Origin of the sequence: Streptomyces sp. NPDC008079 (assembly GCF_042957385.1) — a bacterium.
In the GTDB taxonomy this organism is placed as follows: Bacteria; Actinomycetota; Actinomycetes; order Streptomycetales; family Streptomycetaceae; genus Actinacidiphila.
On sequence record NZ_JBIBIC010000001.1, the window covers coordinates 714,057 to 731,044 of the forward strand.

13 protein-coding genes and 2 pseudogenes are annotated in these 16,988 nt (G+C 72.9%); 11 read left to right on the plus strand and 4 right to left on the minus strand.

Annotated features, from left to right (window positions below; all coding sequences use genetic code 11):
- The first annotated feature begins 310 nt into the window (after window positions 1-310).
- The 10 genes and pseudogenes from ACFZAM_RS03080 to ACFZAM_RS03125 all read left to right on the plus strand — a co-directional run bounded on the left by ACFZAM_RS03080 (window position 311) and on the right by ACFZAM_RS03125 (window position 12,492).
- Complete coding sequence (locus ACFZAM_RS03080) at window positions 311-1,087, plus strand: response regulator transcription factor (RefSeq protein ID WP_355336754.1); 777 nt, start codon at window positions 311-313, stop codon at window positions 1,085-1,087.
- A gap of 20 nt (window positions 1,088-1,107) precedes the next feature.
- Window positions 1,108-2,724, plus strand: a complete 1,617-nt coding sequence (locus ACFZAM_RS03085) for an ATP-binding protein (RefSeq protein ID WP_391042285.1) — start codon at window positions 1,108-1,110, stop codon at window positions 2,722-2,724.
- 25 nt (window positions 2,725-2,749) lie between these two features.
- Window positions 2,750-4,237 carry a glycosyltransferase gene (locus ACFZAM_RS03090; protein ID WP_391042287.1) on the plus strand — a complete coding sequence of 496 codons (1,488 nt, stop codon included), beginning with the start codon at window positions 2,750-2,752 and terminating at the stop codon, window positions 4,235-4,237.
- Window positions 4,234-6,444: a glycosyltransferase family 39 protein gene (locus ACFZAM_RS03095; RefSeq protein ID WP_391042288.1), complete on the plus strand. Its 2,211-nt coding sequence runs from the start codon at window positions 4,234-4,236 to the stop codon at window positions 6,442-6,444. The genes ACFZAM_RS03090 and ACFZAM_RS03095 overlap by 4 nt, the downstream gene beginning before the upstream one ends.
- A 269-nt stretch (window positions 6,445-6,713) precedes the next feature.
- Window positions 6,714-7,406: a response regulator transcription factor gene (locus ACFZAM_RS03100; RefSeq protein WP_355336540.1), complete on the plus strand. Its 693-nt coding sequence runs from the start codon at window positions 6,714-6,716 to the stop codon at window positions 7,404-7,406.
- Complete coding sequence (locus tag ACFZAM_RS03105; protein ID WP_391042291.1) at window positions 7,403-8,650, plus strand: ATP-binding protein; 1,248 nt, start codon at window positions 7,403-7,405, stop codon at window positions 8,648-8,650. Before ACFZAM_RS03100 ends, ACFZAM_RS03105 begins: the two co-directional genes overlap by 4 nt.
- 90 nt (window positions 8,651-8,740) lie before the next feature.
- Entirely contained in the window at window positions 8,741-9,265 is a 525-nt protein-coding gene (locus ACFZAM_RS03110) for a hypothetical protein (RefSeq protein ID WP_355336538.1), read from the plus strand.
- A complete protein-coding gene (locus ACFZAM_RS03115) occupies window positions 9,258-10,328 on the plus strand; it encodes a peptidoglycan-binding protein (RefSeq protein ID WP_391042293.1) in 1,071 nt (356 codons plus the stop codon). Before ACFZAM_RS03110 ends, ACFZAM_RS03115 begins: the two co-directional genes overlap by 8 nt.
- 95 nt (window positions 10,329-10,423) lie before the next feature.
- Window positions 10,424-11,098 (plus strand): annotated as a pseudogene (locus tag ACFZAM_RS03120) (ABC transporter ATP-binding protein); the annotation flags it as partial.
- Window positions 11,099-11,262: 164 nt separating this feature from the next.
- Window positions 11,263-12,492: an FtsX-like permease family protein gene (locus ACFZAM_RS03125; RefSeq protein ID WP_391042295.1), complete on the plus strand. Its 1,230-nt coding sequence runs from the start codon at window positions 11,263-11,265 to the stop codon at window positions 12,490-12,492.
- A gap of 58 nt (window positions 12,493-12,550) precedes the next feature.
- Here ACFZAM_RS03125 and ACFZAM_RS03130 read toward each other — a convergent pair whose 3' ends face one another.
- The 3 genes and pseudogenes from ACFZAM_RS03130 to ACFZAM_RS03140 form a co-directional block, all read right to left on the minus strand.
- A complete protein-coding gene (locus tag ACFZAM_RS03130) occupies window positions 12,551-13,012 on the minus strand; it encodes a TIGR03618 family F420-dependent PPOX class oxidoreductase (protein ID WP_391042297.1) in 462 nt (153 codons plus the stop codon).
- A 303-nt stretch (window positions 13,013-13,315) separates the two neighbouring features.
- Window positions 13,316-15,001 (minus strand): annotated as a pseudogene (locus ACFZAM_RS03135) (MDR family MFS transporter); the annotation flags it as partial.
- A 12-nt stretch (window positions 15,002-15,013) separates the two neighbouring features.
- Window positions 15,014-15,496 carry a MarR family winged helix-turn-helix transcriptional regulator gene (locus tag ACFZAM_RS03140; protein ID WP_355336535.1) on the minus strand — a complete coding sequence of 161 codons (483 nt, stop codon included), beginning with the start codon at window positions 15,494-15,496 and terminating at the stop codon, window positions 15,014-15,016.
- 263 nt (window positions 15,497-15,759) lie between these two features.
- On the opposite strand from ACFZAM_RS03140, the gene ACFZAM_RS03145 reads away from it, so the two are divergent.
- Window positions 15,760-15,945 carry a hypothetical protein gene (locus tag ACFZAM_RS03145; RefSeq protein WP_355336534.1) on the plus strand — a complete coding sequence of 62 codons (186 nt, stop codon included), beginning with the start codon at window positions 15,760-15,762 and terminating at the stop codon, window positions 15,943-15,945.
- 200 nt (window positions 15,946-16,145) lie between these two features.
- On the opposite strand, the gene ACFZAM_RS03150 is transcribed toward ACFZAM_RS03145, so the two are convergent.
- On the minus strand, window positions 16,146-16,946 hold the full coding sequence (locus ACFZAM_RS03150) for a hypothetical protein (RefSeq protein WP_391042299.1): 801 nt from the start codon (window positions 16,944-16,946) through the stop codon (window positions 16,146-16,148).
- Window positions 16,947-16,988: the final 42 nt, after the last annotated feature.

Below are 16,988 nucleotides of genomic sequence, written 5' to 3' on the forward strand. Positions count from 1 at the left end.
AGTGCCCAGGAAGATGCCCAGAACGACCGCCGAACCGTCCACCTCCGACCGTTCACCCCCTGATCGTTCACCCCTTGATCGTTCTCCGCGCCGGAGTCGGCACCCGGTCCCGCGCGGCACCCGCCGCCGTACACACCGCCGTGCGCAACTCCGTACACACCGCCGTACGGCCCGCCGTGCGCAACTGCGTACGCACCGCCGTGCGCACCGCCGCAAACAACCCTCACCGCGATTCTCAGACGATTCACAGAATCGGCCAAGGCTCCTCTCATAGCGCGCGCACAGGGTGAACACCATGCCTTCCACATCGATGAGCACCGCCACCGCAGCCCCCGCGACCGCGCACGCGGCCACCACCGCCACCGCCACCGACCTCGCGCGCCCCGACGGCTCGCCGGTGCGCGTCCTCGTCGTCGACGACGAGGCGCCGCTCGCCGACCTGCTGTCGATGGCGCTGCGCTACGAGGGCTGGCAGGTACGCACCGAGGCCGACGGCGCGGGCGCGCTGCGGGCGGCCCGCGAGACCCGGCCCGACGCGGTCGTGCTCGACGTGATGCTGCCGGACATGGACGGCCTGGAGGTGCTGGCGAAGCTGCGCCGCGACACCCCGGACGTCCCTGTGCTGTTCCTGACCGCGAAGGACGCGGTCGAGGACCGGATCGCCGGGCTCACCGCGGGCGGCGACGACTACGTCACCAAGCCGTTCAGCCTGGAGGAGGTGGTGGCCAGGCTCCGCGGCCTGCTGCGCCGCTCGGGCGCCGCCGCCGTACGCAACGAGTCGCTGCTGGTCGTCGGCGACCTCGTACTGAACGAGGACAGCCACGAGGTCAGCCGCGGCGGCGACAACGTCCACCTCACCGCGACCGAGTTCGAGCTGCTGCGGTACCTGATGCGCAATCCGCGCCGGGTGCTGAGCAAGGCGCAGATCCTCGACCGCGTGTGGTCGTACGACTTCGGCGGTCAGGCCAACGTCGTGGAGCTGTACATCAGTTACCTGCGCCGCAAGCTCGACGCCGGCCGCGCGCCGATGATCCACACCCGGCGCGGCGCGGGCTACCTGATCAAGCCCGGCGAGCCCGCCGCCTGACGACCCCGGAAGCCGAGACGATGCCCCACGCCTCCCCGCCCCCCACTCCGCGCGCCGACCCGAAGCCCAACTCCCGTACCCGCAAGCGCCCCTGGTCCCGCCCCTGGTCCCTGCGCCGCAGGCTCGTCGCGTCCTGCGTGGCGCTCGTCGCCGTCGTGTGCGCGGTCATCGGCGCGGTCACCATATTCGCGCTGCACGACTTCCTGTACGGGCAGCTCGACGGCAAGGTGCAGGACGTGGCGGTACGGGCGGCGGGGCCGCACGGCGGCCCCGGGGACGGCCCGGAGGCCAACCGGGCGGCACGGCTCCCGCAGAGTCCGCTCACCGAGCGGCCGTTCGGATTCCTGGCGGGCGGCGGCCAGCCCGGCGAGACCGTCGGGGCGATCGTCGGCGCGAACGGCACGGTCACGCGGGCCGCGGTCAGCGCGACACCGTCCGGCGGCGGCCTGCTCGAAGCGGATCCGCTCACCGCGCGGCAGACCGCCGCCTTCGCCTCCGTACCGAGGGACGGCCAGGCCCACACCCTCAGCGTCCCCGGCCTCGGCACGTACCGCGTCGCGTCGGCGCAGCAGTCCTCGGACGGCAGCACCGTACTGGTCGGCCTGTCCACCAGCGGGATCGAGGACACCCTCAACACCCTGATCTGGGTGGAGTTCTCGGTCGCCGCCGCCGGTCTCGTCGCGGCGGGCCTCGCGGGCGCGGCGCTGATGCGGATCGCCCTGCAACCACTGCGCCGGGTCGCCGCGACCGCCACCCGCGTGTCCGAACTCCCGCTGCACAGCGGCGAGGTGGCGCTGCACGAACGCGTCCCCGACTCCGACACCGACCCGCGGACCGAGGTCGGCCAGGTCGGCGCGGCGCTCAACCGCATGCTGGGGCACGTGGGTTCGGCCCTGCACGCGCGGCAGGAGAGCGAGACACGGGTCAGGCAGTTCGTCGCGGACGCCAGCCACGAGCTGCGGACGCCACTGGCCTCGATCCGCGGCTACGCCGAACTCACCCGCCGGGGAAGGGAACCCGTCGGCCCCGACACCCGGCACGCGCTCGGCCGGATCGAGTCCGAGGCCGGACGGATGACGACCCTCGTCGAGGATCTGCTGCTGCTGGCCAGACTGGACGCGGGCCGCCCGCTCAGCTTCGCCGAGACCGACCTGTCCCCGCTGGTCGTGGACGCGGTCAGCGACGCCCGCGCGGCGGGCCGCGACCACGTCTGGCGGCTCGACCTGCCCGACGACCCGGCGACCGTGCACGGCGACGCGCAGCGCCTCCACCAGGTGCTGACCAATCTGCTGGCCAACGCCCGCACCCACACCCCGGCCGGTACGACGGTCACCGCCCGCGTCGTACGCGACGGGCCCGGCGTCCTGCTCCAGGTCCAGGACGACGGCCCCGGCATCCCCGCCGACCTGCGACGCCATGTCTTCGAGCGGTTCGCGCGCGGCGACGCCTCCCGTACCCGGACGGCCGCCGCCGCGCGGTCCGGCAGTACGGGGCTCGGCCTGGCGATCGTGCGCTCGGTGGTCACCGCGCACGGCGGCGAGGTGTCCGTGGACAGCGTGCCCGGGCGTACGGTCTTCACCGTCCGGCTGCGCGCCGCACACTCACAGCCGCCGCTCAGGCTCGCCACAACGTCGTGACAGCGCGCCCGCCGAGGGTCGGATCATGCGAACCCAACTCGGCAATCTGCCCGCCCGGCAGCACCTGCCGGCCGCGGGCACAGCTCCGGAACACCCGGCCGGGCCCGGTGCCCAGGCGGCCCCGGTCCTCGATGTCGTCATCCCCGTGTACAACGAGGAGAACGACCTGGAGCCCTGCGTCCGCCGCCTGCACGCGCATCTGTCGGGCACCTTCCCCTACCCGTTCCGGATCACCGTCGCCGACAACGCCAGTACGGACCTGACGTCCGCGGTGGCGAAGGCGCTGGCCGCGGAACTCCCCGAGGTCGAGTCCTTCAGGCTCGAACAGAAGGGCCGCGGAAGGGCGTTGAGGACGGTGTGGTCCGCCTCCGACGCGCCCGTGCTGGCGTACATGGACGTGGATCTGTCCACCGACCTCAACGCGCTGCTCCCGCTGGTCGCGCCGCTGATCTCCGGCCACTCCGACCTGGCGATCGGCTCGCGGCTCGCCCGCTCCTCGCGGGTGGTGCGCGGCGCGAAGCGGGAGTTCATCTCCCGCGCCTACAACCTGATACTGCGCGGTTCGCTGGCCGCGCGCTTCTCCGACGCGCAGTGCGGATTCAAGGCCATCAGGGGCGATGTCGCCCAGCGGCTGCTGCCGATGGTCGAGGACACCGGCTGGTTCTTCGACACCGAGATGCTGGTGCTCGCCGAACGCGCGGGCCTGCGCATCCACGAGGTGCCGGTCGACTGGGTCGACGACCCGGACAGCAGCGTCGACCTCGTCCGCACCGCCACCGACGACCTGCGCGGCGTGTGGCGGGTCGGCCGGGCCCTGGCCACCGGGCAGTTGGCGCTCGACCGGCTGCGGCGGCCCTTCGGGGACGACCCGCGCGACCGCGAACTCACCGGCGTGCCCGCCGGGTTGGCGCGGCAGCTCGTCGGCTTCTGCGTCGTCGGGGCGCTCAGCACGCTGGTCTACCTGGCGCTCTTCTCGCTCTTCCGGCTCGGCACCGGCTCCCAAGTGGCCAACGCACTTGCGCTGTTGCTCTCCGCCTTCGGCAACACCGCCGCCAACCGGCGGCTCACCTTCGGCGTACGCGGGCGCGACCAGGCCGTACGCCACCAGGCGCAGGGCCTCGTCGTCTTCGCCATCGGCCTCGCCCTGACCAGCGGTTCACTGGCCGCCCTGCACGCGGCGACCGCCCACCCGGACCACGGCACGGAGCTGGCCGTCCTGATCGCGGCGAACCTCGCGGCGACGGTGCTCAGATTCCTGCTCTTCCGGGCGTGGGTCTTCCCCGAGGGCGCGACCGGCGGCGCGGCCTTCCGCGAGGGCGCGACCGGCGGTGCGGCCTTCCGCGAGGGCGCGACCGGCGGCGCGGCCTTCCGCGACGGTGAGACGGTCACGGCGGCCTTCCGCGACGGTGAGACGGTCACCGGGGCCGGCCCCGTCTCGTACGAGGCCCGGTCCGCCGACCTCCCGGCCCACGAAACCCCTTCCCCCCGCGACGACTTGAGGAGGGCGCGATGAGCGCGCCGGGCAACACCACAGTGGACACGGACGTGTTCGGGCATCCGGTCGCGGAACCGGCGCCGCGACCAGCGGGGCACCGGGGAGGGCTCGCGCGGCGGACCTGGCGGGGCCGGGCGGAGGACGCCGCCTGGGTGCGCCCCGCGTTCTTCGCGCTGCTGCTCGGCACCCTGGTCCTCTACCTGTGGAATCTGAGCGCCGCCGGATACGCCAACTCCTTCTACTCCGCGGCCGTCCAGGCCGGGAGCCAGAGCTGGAAGGCGTTCTTCTTCGGCTCCTCCGACGCCGCGAATTCCATCACCGTCGACAAGCCGCCCGCCGCGCTGTGGCCGATGGCCCTGTCGGTGCGGCTGTTCGGCCTCGGCTCCTGGCAGATCCTCGTGCCGGAGGCGCTGATGGGCGTCGCCACGGTCGGCGTGCTGTACGCGGCCGTACGCCGCCGGTTCAGCGCGGGCGCGGGCCTGATCGCGGGCGCCGTCCTGGCGCTCACCCCCGTCGCGGCGCTGATGTTCCGCTTCAACAACCCCGACGCGCTGCTGGCGTTGCTGATGGTCGTCGCCGTCTACGGCGTGCTGCGCGCGCTGGAGGACGCCCGGACGAAGTGGCTGCTGATCGCGGGCGTCGCGCTCGGCTTCGCCTTCCTCACCAAGACCCTCCAGGCGTGGCTGATCGTGCCGCCGCTCGCGTTGGTCTACGCGGTCTGCGCGCCGACGACGCCGCGCCGCCGTATCGGCCAACTCCTCGCCGCGGGCGGTGCGATGGTGGTGTCCGGCGGCTGGTGGGTGACGATCGTCGAGTTGTGGCCGACGTCGTCCCGCCCGTACATCGGCGGCTCGCAGGACAACAGCTTCCTGTCGCTGACCTTCGGCTACAACGGCTTCGGCCGCATCACCGGCAACGAGACCGGCAGCGTCGGCGGAGGCGGCGGGGGCCGCGGTGGTGGCGGTGGCGGTGGCGGGATGTGGGGCGAGACAGGCATCGGGCGGCTCTTCAACTCCGAGATGGGCGGCCAGATCGCCTGGCTGCTGCCCGCGGCCTTCGTCCTGCTCGCCGCGGGACTGTGGCTGACCTGGCGCGCCAAGCGCACCGACACCGTCCGCGCGGCGTTCCTGGTGTGGGGCGGCGCGCTGCTGATCACCTTCGCGACCTTCAGCTTCATGTCCGGGATCTTCCACCAGTACTACAACATCGCCCTCGCCCCCTACATCGCCGCCGTCATCGGCATGGGCACGGCACTGCTGTGGGCCCGGCGCACCCACATCGCCGCCGCGGCCGTGCTCGCCGTGACCGTCGCGGGCACCGGCGTGTGGTCGTACGTACTCCTCGACCGTTCCTCCGACTGGCTCCCGTGGCTGCGCGGCGCGGTCCTGATCGGCGGTTTCGTCGCCGCCGCGGGGCTGCTCGCGGGTGCGATGCCCGGGGTACGGGTCGCCGCCCGGCTCGGCGTGATCGCCGCGTTCGTCGGCGTCGCCGCGGCGCTCGGCGGGCCCGTCGCGTACACCCTCAACACCGTGAACACCGGTCACTCCGGCTCCATCGTGACCGCGGGGCCCGCCGTCCAGGGCGGCATGGGCGGCTTCGGCGGCGGCGGACGTCCCGGCGGCGGTGGCGGTGGCCGCGGCGGCATGCCGCCCGGCATGGGCGGCGGCCCCACCAACGGTCAGGGCCAAGGTCAGGGCATGCCCGGCGGCCAGAACGGTCAGACCGGCCAGGGCGGCCCCTTCGGCGGCGGCCAGAACGGTCAGGCCGGCCAGAACGGCCAGACCATGCCCGGCACCGGCCGCACCGGCCAGGACGGCGCCCCCGGCGGCAACGGCGGCAACGGCGGCGGCATGGGCGGCCTGCTCAACGGCACCCAGGTCGGCTCCGCCATGAAGAAGCTGCTCCTCGCCGATTCCGGCGACTACACCTGGGTCGCCGCCGCGATCGGCTCCCAGAACCAGGCCAGCTACCAGCTCGCCACCGGAAAGCCGGTGATGTCCATCGGCGGCTTCAACGGCAGCGACCCCTCGCCCACCCTCGCCCAGTTCCAGAAGTACGTGACCGAGGGGAAGATCCACTACTTCCTCGGCGGCGGCCAGGGCGGCGGCGGTGGCATGGGCGGCAGCGGTACCGCGTCCGCCATCACCACCTGGGTCGAGGCCCACTACACGGCCAAGACCGTGGGCGGCACGACGGTCTACGACCTGACCGCGCCCACGTCCTGACGCTCTCGTCCCCCGACCGCGCCGCGGCGGCGCCCCGCACACCCGGGGGCGCCGCCGCGGCGCATTCCTTTACGGCTTCGCAATCCCCCCCATGTTTAGCTGAATCCGGCGCGACGGGTGCGACGGCCACGACGTACCCCCACGCACGCCGTACGCGGCACGCACGCCGTACGCCCCACGCACGCCGTACGCGGCACGCGTGCCGTGCACGACACGCGTGAGCGCGCCAGGACGTACGGAACAGCGGAACAGGCGGAAGCGAGGAAGCCATGCGGGTGCTCATCGTCGAGGACGAGGTGTTCCTGGCCGAAGCGATCCAGACCGGCCTGCGCCGGGAGAGCATCGCGGCCGACGTGGTGCACGACGGCGACACCGCCCTCGAACACGTCGCGGTCAACGACTACGACGTGGTCGTCCTCGACCGCGACGTCCCCGGCACGCACGGGGACGACGTCTGCGCGCGGATCGTCGCCGACCACCCCCGTACCCGCGTGCTGATGCTCACCGCGGCGCGGACCCTCGACGACAAGGTCACCGGCTTCGAGCGGGGGGCGGACGACTACGTCGCGAAGCCGTTCGACTTCCCCGAGCTGGTCCTGCGGCTGCGCGCCCTGGAGCGGCGCAATCAGCCCGCCGCGCCCCCGTCCCTGGAGGCGGCCGGGGTCGGCCTCGACCCGTACCGCCGCGAGGTGAGCAGGAACGGACGGCAGGTACGGCTCAGCCGCAAGGAATTCGCCGTCCTCGAACTGCTCATGCGGGCCGGCGGCGGTGTGCTCAGCGCCGAGCGGCTGCTGGAGAAGGCGTGGGACATGAACGCCGACCCGTTCACGAACACCATCCGCGTGACCATCTCCAACCTCCGCAAGAAGCTCGGCAAGCCGTGGGTGATCCAGACCGTCCCCGGCAGCGGCTACCGCTTCGGCGCCCCCGTACCCGACGCGACCGACCGGGACCGGCCGTGACCGACAGGACGTCCCCCCTCGGCATGCTGTCCTGGCGCCCGCGGATGACGATGCGCGCCCGCCTGACCCTCACCTACGCGACCCTTCTGACGGCCACCGGCGCGCTGATGCTGGGCACCGTGTACGTCTTCATGCGGTACGTGCCGACGTACGCGATCCTGCCGTCGAAACTGGAGGAGGGCATGTCCGTGCCGGGGGTGAAGGTCGTCCCGTCGCCGGTCAGCCCCACCAACGGTGACGCCGACACGGCCTCGGCCCTGCACCTGAGCAGCGCCTCCGACATCCTCAACACGCTGCTGATCGTCTCGGCCGTCGTGCTCGTCGTCCTCGCGGTGATCGGCGCGGTGATCGGCTGGGTCGTCGCGGGCCGGGTGCTGCGCCCGCTGGCGGCGATCAACTCGGCCGCGAAGCTCGCCGCGACGGGCGCGCTCGACCACCGCATCGGCATGCGCGGCCCCGGGGACGAGGTGCACGACCTCGCGGACACCTTCGACGACATGCTCGAAAAGCTCGACAGCTCCTTCCAGGCGCACCGCAGGTTCGCGGCCAACGCCTCCCACGAGCTGCGGACGCCCCTGGCGGCCAACCAGACGATGCTGGAGGTCGCGCTGGCCGACCGCGAGCCCGACCCCGAGGTCGGCTACCCCGAACTGCGCGAGGTCGCCGAGCGCGTCTACCGGACCAACCGGCGCAACATCGAGACCGTCGACTCGCTGCTGACCCTCGCCGAGATCGGCGCGCGCGGCGTCCGCCGGGACGGCCTCGACCTCGCCCGGATCGCGGCGGACGCGCTGCGCGACCTGCACGACGAACTCGACGCCTCGGGCGTCCGGGCCGGCCTCGACCTCCGCCCCGCCGCGGCCGTCGGCGATCCCGTGCTCCTGCACCGGGCGGTCGCCAATCTCCTCCAGAACGCGGTGCGGCACAACGTGGCGGGCGGCTCGCTCCAGGTGCGTACGGGACTGGCCCCGGAAGGCGGCGCCGAGGTGCGCGTGGTCAACACCGGACCCGTGGTGCCGGAAGGCACCGTCGCCTCCCTCACCGAGCCCTTCGTGCGCGGCACGGGACGTACGGCCGGGCGGTCTGAGGGGCGCGCCGGCGGGCAGCGGCATCACGGCCTCGGGCTGGCGATCGTCGCCGCCGTCGCCGACGTGCACGACGCGGCGCTCGGCATCGCCGCGAACCCCGGCGGCGGGCTCACCGTGACCTTCGCGCTGCCCGCGCGCGGTGTCATCAAAAGCTAAAAGAATCCCTTGACTCCCTCGCAACCGCGCGATCGATGGACTGTCCGGGACGAGCGGCACCACGGGGTGCCGCGCCGAAAGGACGACACCATGTTCCTTACTAAGCAGCGCCGGCGCCTGCTCGGGTCCGTGGCCGCGGTACCGCTGACGATCGTGCTCCTCGGGGCCTGCGGCGGCGGCACCGACGGCGGCGGCACGGCTGACACCGGCAAGCCCACCGCCAAGGCGAAGAGCTTCGAGGACTGGCAGCTCGCCTTCTCCACGTGCATGCGCGACGAGGGCATCGACTTCCCCGACCCGGGCAAGGGCGGCCTCGCCGTCACCGAGTCGCAGGACGCCTCGGAGATGGCCGCGCTGGAGAAGGCCAGTACGAAGTGCCGCGGGACGCTCGGCGACCCGCCGCCCGTACCCGGCATGGAGAACAAGACGGACGAGCAGTTGCAGGAGGACGCGCTCAAGAGCGCCAAGTGCTTCCGCGACAACGGCGTGGACGTCCCCGACCCCGGCAAGGGCGTCATCGGCCTGACCGTCCCGCAGGACGCGCCCAAGGACGTGGTCGCCAAGTGCGCGAGCGGCGGCAACGCGGACATGGGGGGCGTGCGCCCCAATGGCTAGGAAACGCTTCGCCGTGACCGGCGCCGCCCTCGCGGTCGTCCTCCTGCTCGGGGGCGGCGGCGCCGCCGGGATCTACGCGTACGGCAGTGACCGCTCGCCCGCGACCGCCAAGGAGACCCCGCACGTCGAGACCGCGCCGGTCGAGCGCGGCACGCTCACCGGTACGACCAAGAACTCCGGCACCCTCGCCTTCGCCGTCGCGCGCGACATCGCGGGCGGCCTGGACGGCGTGGTCACCCAACTGCCCGCCACCGGCACGCGGATCAGGCTCGGCCAGCGGCTCTTCGCGGTCGACAACGTGCCGGTGTTCCTCTTCCGCGGGCCGCTTCCCGCCTGGCGCGCCTTCCGCGCCGGGATGGACGACGGGCCCGACGTCAGGCAGTTGGAGCGCGGCCTCGCCAAGCTCGGGTACTTCGGCCTCGCACCCGACGAGAAGTTCACCGCGCGCACCGCGGAGGCGGTCCGCGCCTGGCAGAAGGCCACGGGCCAGCGCCGTACCGGCACCGTCGAACTCGGCCGCGTCGTCTTCGTGCCGGGGGACGTACGCGTCGCCGCCGTGAAGGTGTCCGTCGGCGACCGGCTCGGCGCGGGCGCGCCGGTTCTCGGCATCACGGGACTCGACAAGAAGGTGGACGTCGACCTCAAGCTCGCCGATCAGCAACTGGCCGTCGTGGGCGGCAAGGTGACCATCGACCTGCCCTCGGGCACGTCCACGAAGGGCACGATCACCGGTGTCGGGGTGCCCACGGAGAAGGAGGGCGGCACCGGCAAGGCCGTGGTGATCCCCGTCGTCGTCTCGCTGGTCGACCCCGCCGCGGTGGGCGCGCTCCAGCAGGCGACGGTGACCGTCAACTTCCCCTCGGCGAAGCGCGAGCACGTGCTGTCCGTACCCGTCGGCGCCCTCCAGGCCCTCGACGGCGACCGGTTCGGGGTCGAGGTCGTCGGACCCGACGGCAGGACCACGCGCGTCCCCGTGAGGACCGGCCTGTTCGCGGGCGGCCGGGTGGAGATCTCCGGCGACGGCGTCGCCGAGGGTCAGAGGGTCGTGGTGCCGGGACTGTGAGCGACACCAGGGAACTCAGCGGCGGCCGCGACGAGTTCGGCGGCGGCGACAGCGGCGACAGCGGCGACAGCGGCGACAGCGGCGACAGCGGTGACATCGTCGTACTGCGCGATGTCGAGCGCGGTTACGGCGAGCCTCCGGTACTCGCGTGCGCGGGAGTGAGCCTGACCGTGCGGAAGGGCGAACTGGTCGCGCTCGTCGGCCCCAGCGGCTCCGGCAAATCGACCCTCCTCAACCTGATCGGGACCCTCGACCGGCCCACCGCGGGCTCGGTCGCCATCGAAGGGGTGGATGTGAACGACCTCTCCGACCGTGCCCTGTCCGCCTTGCGCGCGCACCGGATCGGCTTCGTGTTCCAGCAGTTCCACCTGGCCGACGGCGTCACCGCGCTCGACAACGTGGCCGACGGGCTGCTCTATTCGGGCGTCCCCCGCTCCGAGCGGCGCGAGCGCGCGCGGGCCGTCCTCGACCGCGTCGGGCTCGCCCACCGCCACGACCACAAGTCGAACCAGCTCTCCGGCGGCGAGCGGCAGCGCGTCGCCATCGCACGCGCCGTGGTCGGCGACCCGCCGCTGCTCCTCGCGGACGAGCCGACCGGCAACCTCGACTCGGCCTCCGGCGCGGGGGTCGTCGAGCTCCTGCACGAGATCAACGCCCGGGGCACCACCGTCCTGGTCATCACCCACGACGCCGAGCTGGCCGCCCGCCTGCCCCGCCGGATCGCCATCCGCGACGGACGAGTCCTGTCGGACTCGGGCCCGGCCGGGGCGTCCACAGCGCCCCGGCCTGCCGGAGCGGCCGAAGCGGCCGTGTCTGCCGGAGCTGCCAAAGCGGCCGGAGCGGCCGGTGGTGCGGGAGCCGTTGGGGACAGCGGGCCCTCCGGGGGAGTGGCGCGAGGGGCGTCCTCTGTCGCCTCCGGCGAAAGGGCGTCGGCGTGAGCGCCCAGGCCACGGCGGCGGCCTCTCCACCGCGTCCGGGCCGGAGGCCGCCCCGCTCGCGCCTGCTCGGCCGCGACCTGCTGCGACTCGGCACGGTCGGGCTGCGCACCCGTCCCGCCCGCGCGCTCCTCTCGGCGCTGGGCATCGCGATCGGCATCGCCGCCATGATCGCCGTCGTCGGCATCTCCGCGTCGAGCCAGGCGAAGCTCAACGCCCAACTCGCCAAGCTCGGTACGAATCTGCTGACCGCGCAGGCGGGCAAGAGCCTCTTCGGGCAGGACACGAAGCTGCCGCAGGACACGATCGCGAAGGTCGGCCTCCTGGACGGCGTCGAGAGCACCAGCGGCTACGGCGACCTCAGCGTCCCGGTGTACCGCAGCCACTTGTCCGACAAGGACGCCACCGGCGGCATCACCGCCCGCGCGGCCGACCTCCGCCTGATCGGCACCGTGGGCGCCAGACTCGCGGCCGGATCGTGGCTCAACGCCGCCACCGCGAAGTTCCCCGCCGTCGTCCTCGGCTCGAAGACCGCCGAGCGGCTGGGAGTTGTCTCCCCCGGCTCCCAAGTGTGGCTGGGCGACCGGTACTTCACCGTGGTCGGCATCCTCGAAGCGGTGCCGCTCGCCCCGGAGCTGGACACCTCCGCACTGGTCGGCACCCCCGTCGCGCGCTCGCAGTTCGGCTACGACGGCAGCCCGACCGTGGTGTACGAGCGCTCGGCGGACGCGGCCGTGGACTCCGTACGCTCCCGCCTCGGCCGTACGGTCAACCCGCAGGCGCCCGACGAGGTCACCGTGTCCAGGCCCTCCGACGCGCTCGCCGCGAAGAACGCCGCCGACCAGGCGTTCACCGGGCTGCTCGTCGGGCTCGGCTCCGTGGCCCTCCTCGTCGGCGGCATCGGCGTGGCCAACACGATGATCATCTCCGTGCTGGAACGCCGCCGCGAGATCGGGCTGCGCCGCGCGCTGGGCGCCACCCGCCGCCATATCCGGGCGCAGTTCCTCGCGGAGGCCCTGCTGCTCTCGGCGCTCGGCGGCGTCCTCGGCTCGGCCCTCGGCGTCGCGGTGACGGCGGGCTTCGCCGTCATCAAGGGCTGGCCGCTGTCGGTGCCGCCGGTGACCCTGCTGATCGCGGTCGGCGCGACCTTGTTCATCGGCGCGGTGGCCGGGCTCTACCCGGCGATCCGCGCCGCCCGCACCCACCCGACCGCCGCCCTGAGCGGCTGAGGGCAACGACCGCTCGGGGCGCGGGAGTCGGAACCCCCGACGGGACGGGGAGTGCGCGCTACGCCAGCCGGGCCGGGAAGCCGCCGGTGGCGATGGGGCCCCACCGCTCCGGGGTGACGCGGATCAGGGACTTGCCCTGCCGCACCATCGCGGAGCGGTACTCGTCCCAGTCGGGGTGCTCGCCCGAGATGTTGCGGAAGTACTCGACCAGCGGCTCGACGGACTCGGGGCTGTCGATGACCTCGGCGGTGCCGTCGACCTGCACCCAGGGGCCGTTCCACTCGTCGGAGAGGATCACGACCGAGGCGCGCGGATCGCGGCGGGCGTTGCGCGTCTTGGCCCGCTCGGGGTAGGTCGACACGACGATCCGGCCGGAGTCGTCGACCCCGCAGGTGAGCGGGGACGCCTGCGGGCGGCCGTCGGAACGGGTGGTGAGCAGGATCGCGCGGTGCCGCGGGCGCACGAACTCCAGCAGCTCATCCAGCGTGACGGACGTATTCGTGGCGATGTTGGGAGCCATGCCAGCACCCTACGTCGGGCACCCGCGGATGCGGCCGCAGGCGCCTGCGGCCTTACGCCGAAACGGCGTCCGACGAGAGGGGGCGGGCCGCCGTGCCGTGACATCGGCTCCGGCGGCACGCCCTTCGTGCTGGGTCCCGGTGGACGGCCTCGGCCGTCCCCTGCTCCGGCCGTCCTCCGGGACCCGGTCCCGTCCGCCGCCCTGGACCTCTCCGCTGTGGGAACAGGACAGTCGGCCGGGAGTTCCTGCGGGCCGGGTGACCGGCCCTCCCGGTTACCGGGTCTGGTCGCCCGACCGGTCCCGGACGGCTTCCGCCTCGGGCGTACCCGTCTGGGTGGCGGCGATGTCCGCCGCGCCGGTCTCGGCCGCCGCCAGCTCCGCGACGGCGACTTCCGCCGCCCGGCCTGTACCCGCCTCAGCCTGCTGCAAACCGCTGCGGGTGCGCAGGGCGGTCTCCTTGACGAAGATCACCAGCAGGAAGGAGAGCAGGGCGAAGGGCGCGGCGTACAGGAAGACGTCGCCGATGCCGTGGCCGTACGCGCTCTCCACGATCCCCCTGACGGGGGCGGGCAGTTGCTCGACGTCCGGGATGCCGCCGCCGGTCCCGGCGCCGGTGATGTGGTGGTCGGCGAGGCCCGTGGTGACGAAGTGCGTGACGCGGTTGCCGAGCACCGCGCCGAGCGCGGTGACGCCGACCGCGCCGCCCAGCGAGCGGAAGAAGGTGACCAGGGAACTGGCCGAGCCGAGGTCCGCGACGGAGACCTGGTTCTGCACGGCGAGCACCAGATTCTGCATCATCATGCCGACGCCGAGGCCCAACAGGGCCATGTAGACGGCGACTTCCCAGTACGGGGTGTCGTTGCGGATCAGGCCGAGGGTCGCGGAGCCCGCGGTGAGCAGGACCGCGCCGGAGACCAGGAACGCCTTCCAGCGGCCGGTGCGGGTGATGATCTGGCCGGAGACGGTCGAGGCGATGAACAGGCCGCCGATCAGCGGGATCGTCATGATGCCGGACATCGTCGGGGTCTTGCCGCGGGCGAGCTGGAAGTACTGGCTCAGGAAGACCGTGCCGGCGAACATCGCGATACCGACGAAGAGGCTCGCGATCGAGGTGAGGGTGATCGTCTTGTTGCGGAACAGCCGCAGCGGGACGATCGGTTCGGCCGCGCGGGTCTCGGTGTAGACGAACAGCGCGCCGAGCACGAGGGACAGCGGCACCATCACGTAGCTCTGCCAGGACACCCACGCGTAGCTCTCGCCGGCGAGCGAGATCCACACCATGAGCAGCGAGACGGCCGCGGTGATCAGGAAGGCGCCGGTCCAGTCGATCCGCACCTTCCGCTTGACCACCGGCAGGTGCAGCGTCTTCTGGAGCACGACCAGCGCGGCGACGGCGAACGGCACACCGACGTAGAAGCACCAGCGCCAGCCGAGCGTGGAGTCGACGATGACACCGCCGATCAGCGGGCCGCCGACGGTCGCGATGGCGAAGGTCGCGCCGAGGTAGCCGCTGTAACGGCCGCGCTCCCGGGGCGAGATCATCGCGGCCATGATCACCTGCGACAGCGCGGACAGACCGCCCGCGCCGACGCCCTGGACCAGGCGGCAGGCGATCAGCATGCCGGGGTTGGTGGAGAAGCCGGCCACGATCGAGCCGACCACGTAGATCACCAGCGAGAGCTGGATCAGCAGCTTCTTGCTGAACAGGTCGGAGAGCTTGCCCCAGATCGGGGTGGTCGCGGTGACCGCGAGAAGCGAGGCGGTGACCACCCAGGTGTACGCGCTCTGCCCGCCGCCGATGTCGGCGAGTATGCGGGGCAGGGCGTTGGAGACGATCGTGGACGACAGGATCGCCACGAACAGACCGAGCAGCAGCCCGGACAGCGCCTCCATGATCTGCCGGTGCGACATGGGCGCGGATTCCTGGCCGCCGTGGCCCGGTTCCGGTGCCTGCCCGTCCCGCTTGCCGGCCTGGGTTGTTGTTGCCATCTTCAGTCCTCTTCAGCCCGTCTGGGCGCGCGATATGTGGTGGGCGCCGCCGCGCGAGGCGGCGGAGCGGCAGTCGCCGAAGCTGTCACGCAGCCGGGCGAGCAGTTCGGAGAGCCGGGCCACGTCGGCGTCCGGCCAGTCGGCCAGATGGTCGGCGACCACGGCGGCGGCCCGGTCGGACGAGGACCGCAGTGTCCGCGTGCCGTGTTCGGTGAGCCGCAGCAGCCGTGAGCGGCGGTCCAGCGGGTCGGGGGCCCGGTCGATCCAGCCGCGCTCGACGCCGAAGGCGACATGACGGCTCGTCACGGACATGTCGACGTCGAGGAGTTCGGCGAGCCTGCTCATCCGCAGCTCGCCGTGGCGGTCGAGGGCGCCGAGCACCATGACCGCCGTGAGCGGGGTCTCGGGCGGCAGCCCCCGGGCGATCTCGCGGCTGACGACGAAGGTGGTGCGGAGCTGGTGTGCGAGTTCCACGCACTGCTCGCGGTCCGCCATGCGACGGTCACCTGTCCTTCCGCTGCGGGAGCTGCCTGTGAGTCCGCTGTGATCTTTGGTTGCCTGAAGCAACTGTAAAGTAGTTGGTTGTGCCAGACAAATTCTTTGCCCGGAATCGCGGCAAAGATTCAGCAAAGGAAACGCCTGTATCCGCCCAAGAGGTACGTGTCCGGGTTGCCTGAACGGCTCGGGCCGGAGGCCGTGTGGCCGCCGGGCGGGCCGGGGGTGCGGGCCCTTCCGTCGAGACGCTAGGGTCAGGCGGCATGTCGAACCCTGAGAACAACTACGACCCGGCCGGCAACACCCAGATGTTCCGTGCCTTCGTCGACGAGCAGCCGCCCGCCGCCGAGGTGCAGCGGGCGCAGGGCCGCAGCAAGGTCGGCCTCGTGATCGGTGTGATCGTGGCGGTGGCCGTGGTCATCGGAGTGGTCGCGCTCGCGATGCGCTGACCGCCCGGCCTGCCCGTCCCTACGCAGCAGGATGTGCCAACGGGGGCATATCGCCACGGATGTCCGTGGACAGGTCGGTAGACAGGTCGGTGGGCAGGTCCGTGGACAGGTCTTGACGGGTCCGTTGTCGGGGCTGTCATGGGGTCCACGGGCGGATCGGGGGACAGACCGGGACCGGGTCGGCGCCAGGACGGCGCCGGTCAGGACAGCGTGACGTCCCTGGTCTCGATGTGCATGCCCAGCGGCACCCGCCAGGCGTCCACGCACAGGTCCCAGGAGGCGGTGCGCGACGCCCCGCCCGCCAGCGGCACCGGCACGGGCTTCGCCGTCTCCACGGTCGCCCAGTCGATGCCGAGCCCGCCGATGATGTGGGTGCCGAAGGTGACCGTGCCCGCCGTGACCGGCAGACCCCCGGCGTTGGTGAAGGTGACGGCGACCTTCTCGCACCAGCGGTCCGCGTCCGCCGTACGCGTGGGCGCGCTCACGGTCAGCCGCGCGGCCGTCGGCGGCACCGTCGTGGCCCCGCCGCCCGAGCCCGTACCGCCCGGTCCCGTACCCCCTGATCCCGTGCCGCCGCCCGTAGCCGAGCCCGGTCCCGTACCGGAGTCCGTACCGGAGTCCGTGCCGCCGCCCGCTTGGGCCGTCGAGCCGCTGGCCGGTCCGCCGGGGGTCGTGGGGGTCCCGTGGGGCGAGGAGGGTGTCCGGGGCGCTCCGGAGGAGGGTGTACGCGGCCCCGTGTCCGTGCCCGAGGGCGTACGGGACGGCTTCGCGGCGCCGGGGGCCGGGCCGTCGAGCGGGACCAGGACCACGTCGCCGTCCGGGGGGATGTCGGGAGCGCTCGGGGAGGGGCCGACGCCGCCGATCGCGACATGGCCGGTGGTGCCGCCGCCCGCGCAGCCGGTGGCCATGACGAGCAGGCCCAGCGCGGCGAGCGCCGGAGCCGTGGTGCGCAGCAGGGCTTGGGTCTTCCTCAACGCGACGTACGAGACCAACGCGACCATCACGTCAGTTTACTGACGGGGTGTCAGGTCGTCACCACCCCG

What these genes read in the sequence shown, in the direction of transcription:
- ACFZAM_RS03145 (WP_355336534.1), top strand. Translation starts at nt 15,760, where the DNA reads ATGTCGAACCCTGAGAACAACTACGACCCGGCCGGCAACACCCAGATG.
- ACFZAM_RS03115 (WP_391042293.1), top strand. Translation starts at nt 9,258, where the DNA reads ATGGCTAGGAAACGCTTCGCCGTGACCGGCGCCGCCCTCGCGGTCGTC.
- ACFZAM_RS03100 (WP_355336540.1), top strand. Translation starts at nt 6,714, where the DNA reads ATGCGGGTGCTCATCGTCGAGGACGAGGTGTTCCTGGCCGAAGCGATC.
- ACFZAM_RS03110 (WP_355336538.1), top strand. Translation starts at nt 8,741, where the DNA reads ATGTTCCTTACTAAGCAGCGCCGGCGCCTGCTCGGGTCCGTGGCCGCG.
- ACFZAM_RS03090 (WP_391042287.1), top strand. Translation starts at nt 2,750, where the DNA reads ATGCGAACCCAACTCGGCAATCTGCCCGCCCGGCAGCACCTGCCGGCC.
- ACFZAM_RS03130 (WP_391042297.1), bottom strand. Translation starts at nt 13,012, where the DNA reads ATGGCTCCCAACATCGCCACGAATACGTCCGTCACGCTGGATGAGCTG.
- ACFZAM_RS03150 (WP_391042299.1), bottom strand. Translation starts at nt 16,946, where the DNA reads ATGGTCGCGTTGGTCTCGTACGTCGCGTTGAGGAAGACCCAAGCCCTG.
- ACFZAM_RS03085 (WP_391042285.1), top strand. Translation starts at nt 1,108, where the DNA reads ATGCCCCACGCCTCCCCGCCCCCCACTCCGCGCGCCGACCCGAAGCCC.
- ACFZAM_RS03080 (WP_355336754.1), top strand. Translation starts at nt 311, where the DNA reads ATGAGCACCGCCACCGCAGCCCCCGCGACCGCGCACGCGGCCACCACC.
- ACFZAM_RS03095 (WP_391042288.1), top strand. Translation starts at nt 4,234, where the DNA reads ATGAGCGCGCCGGGCAACACCACAGTGGACACGGACGTGTTCGGGCAT.
- ACFZAM_RS03140 (WP_355336535.1), bottom strand. Translation starts at nt 15,496, where the DNA reads ATGGCGGACCGCGAGCAGTGCGTGGAACTCGCACACCAGCTCCGCACC.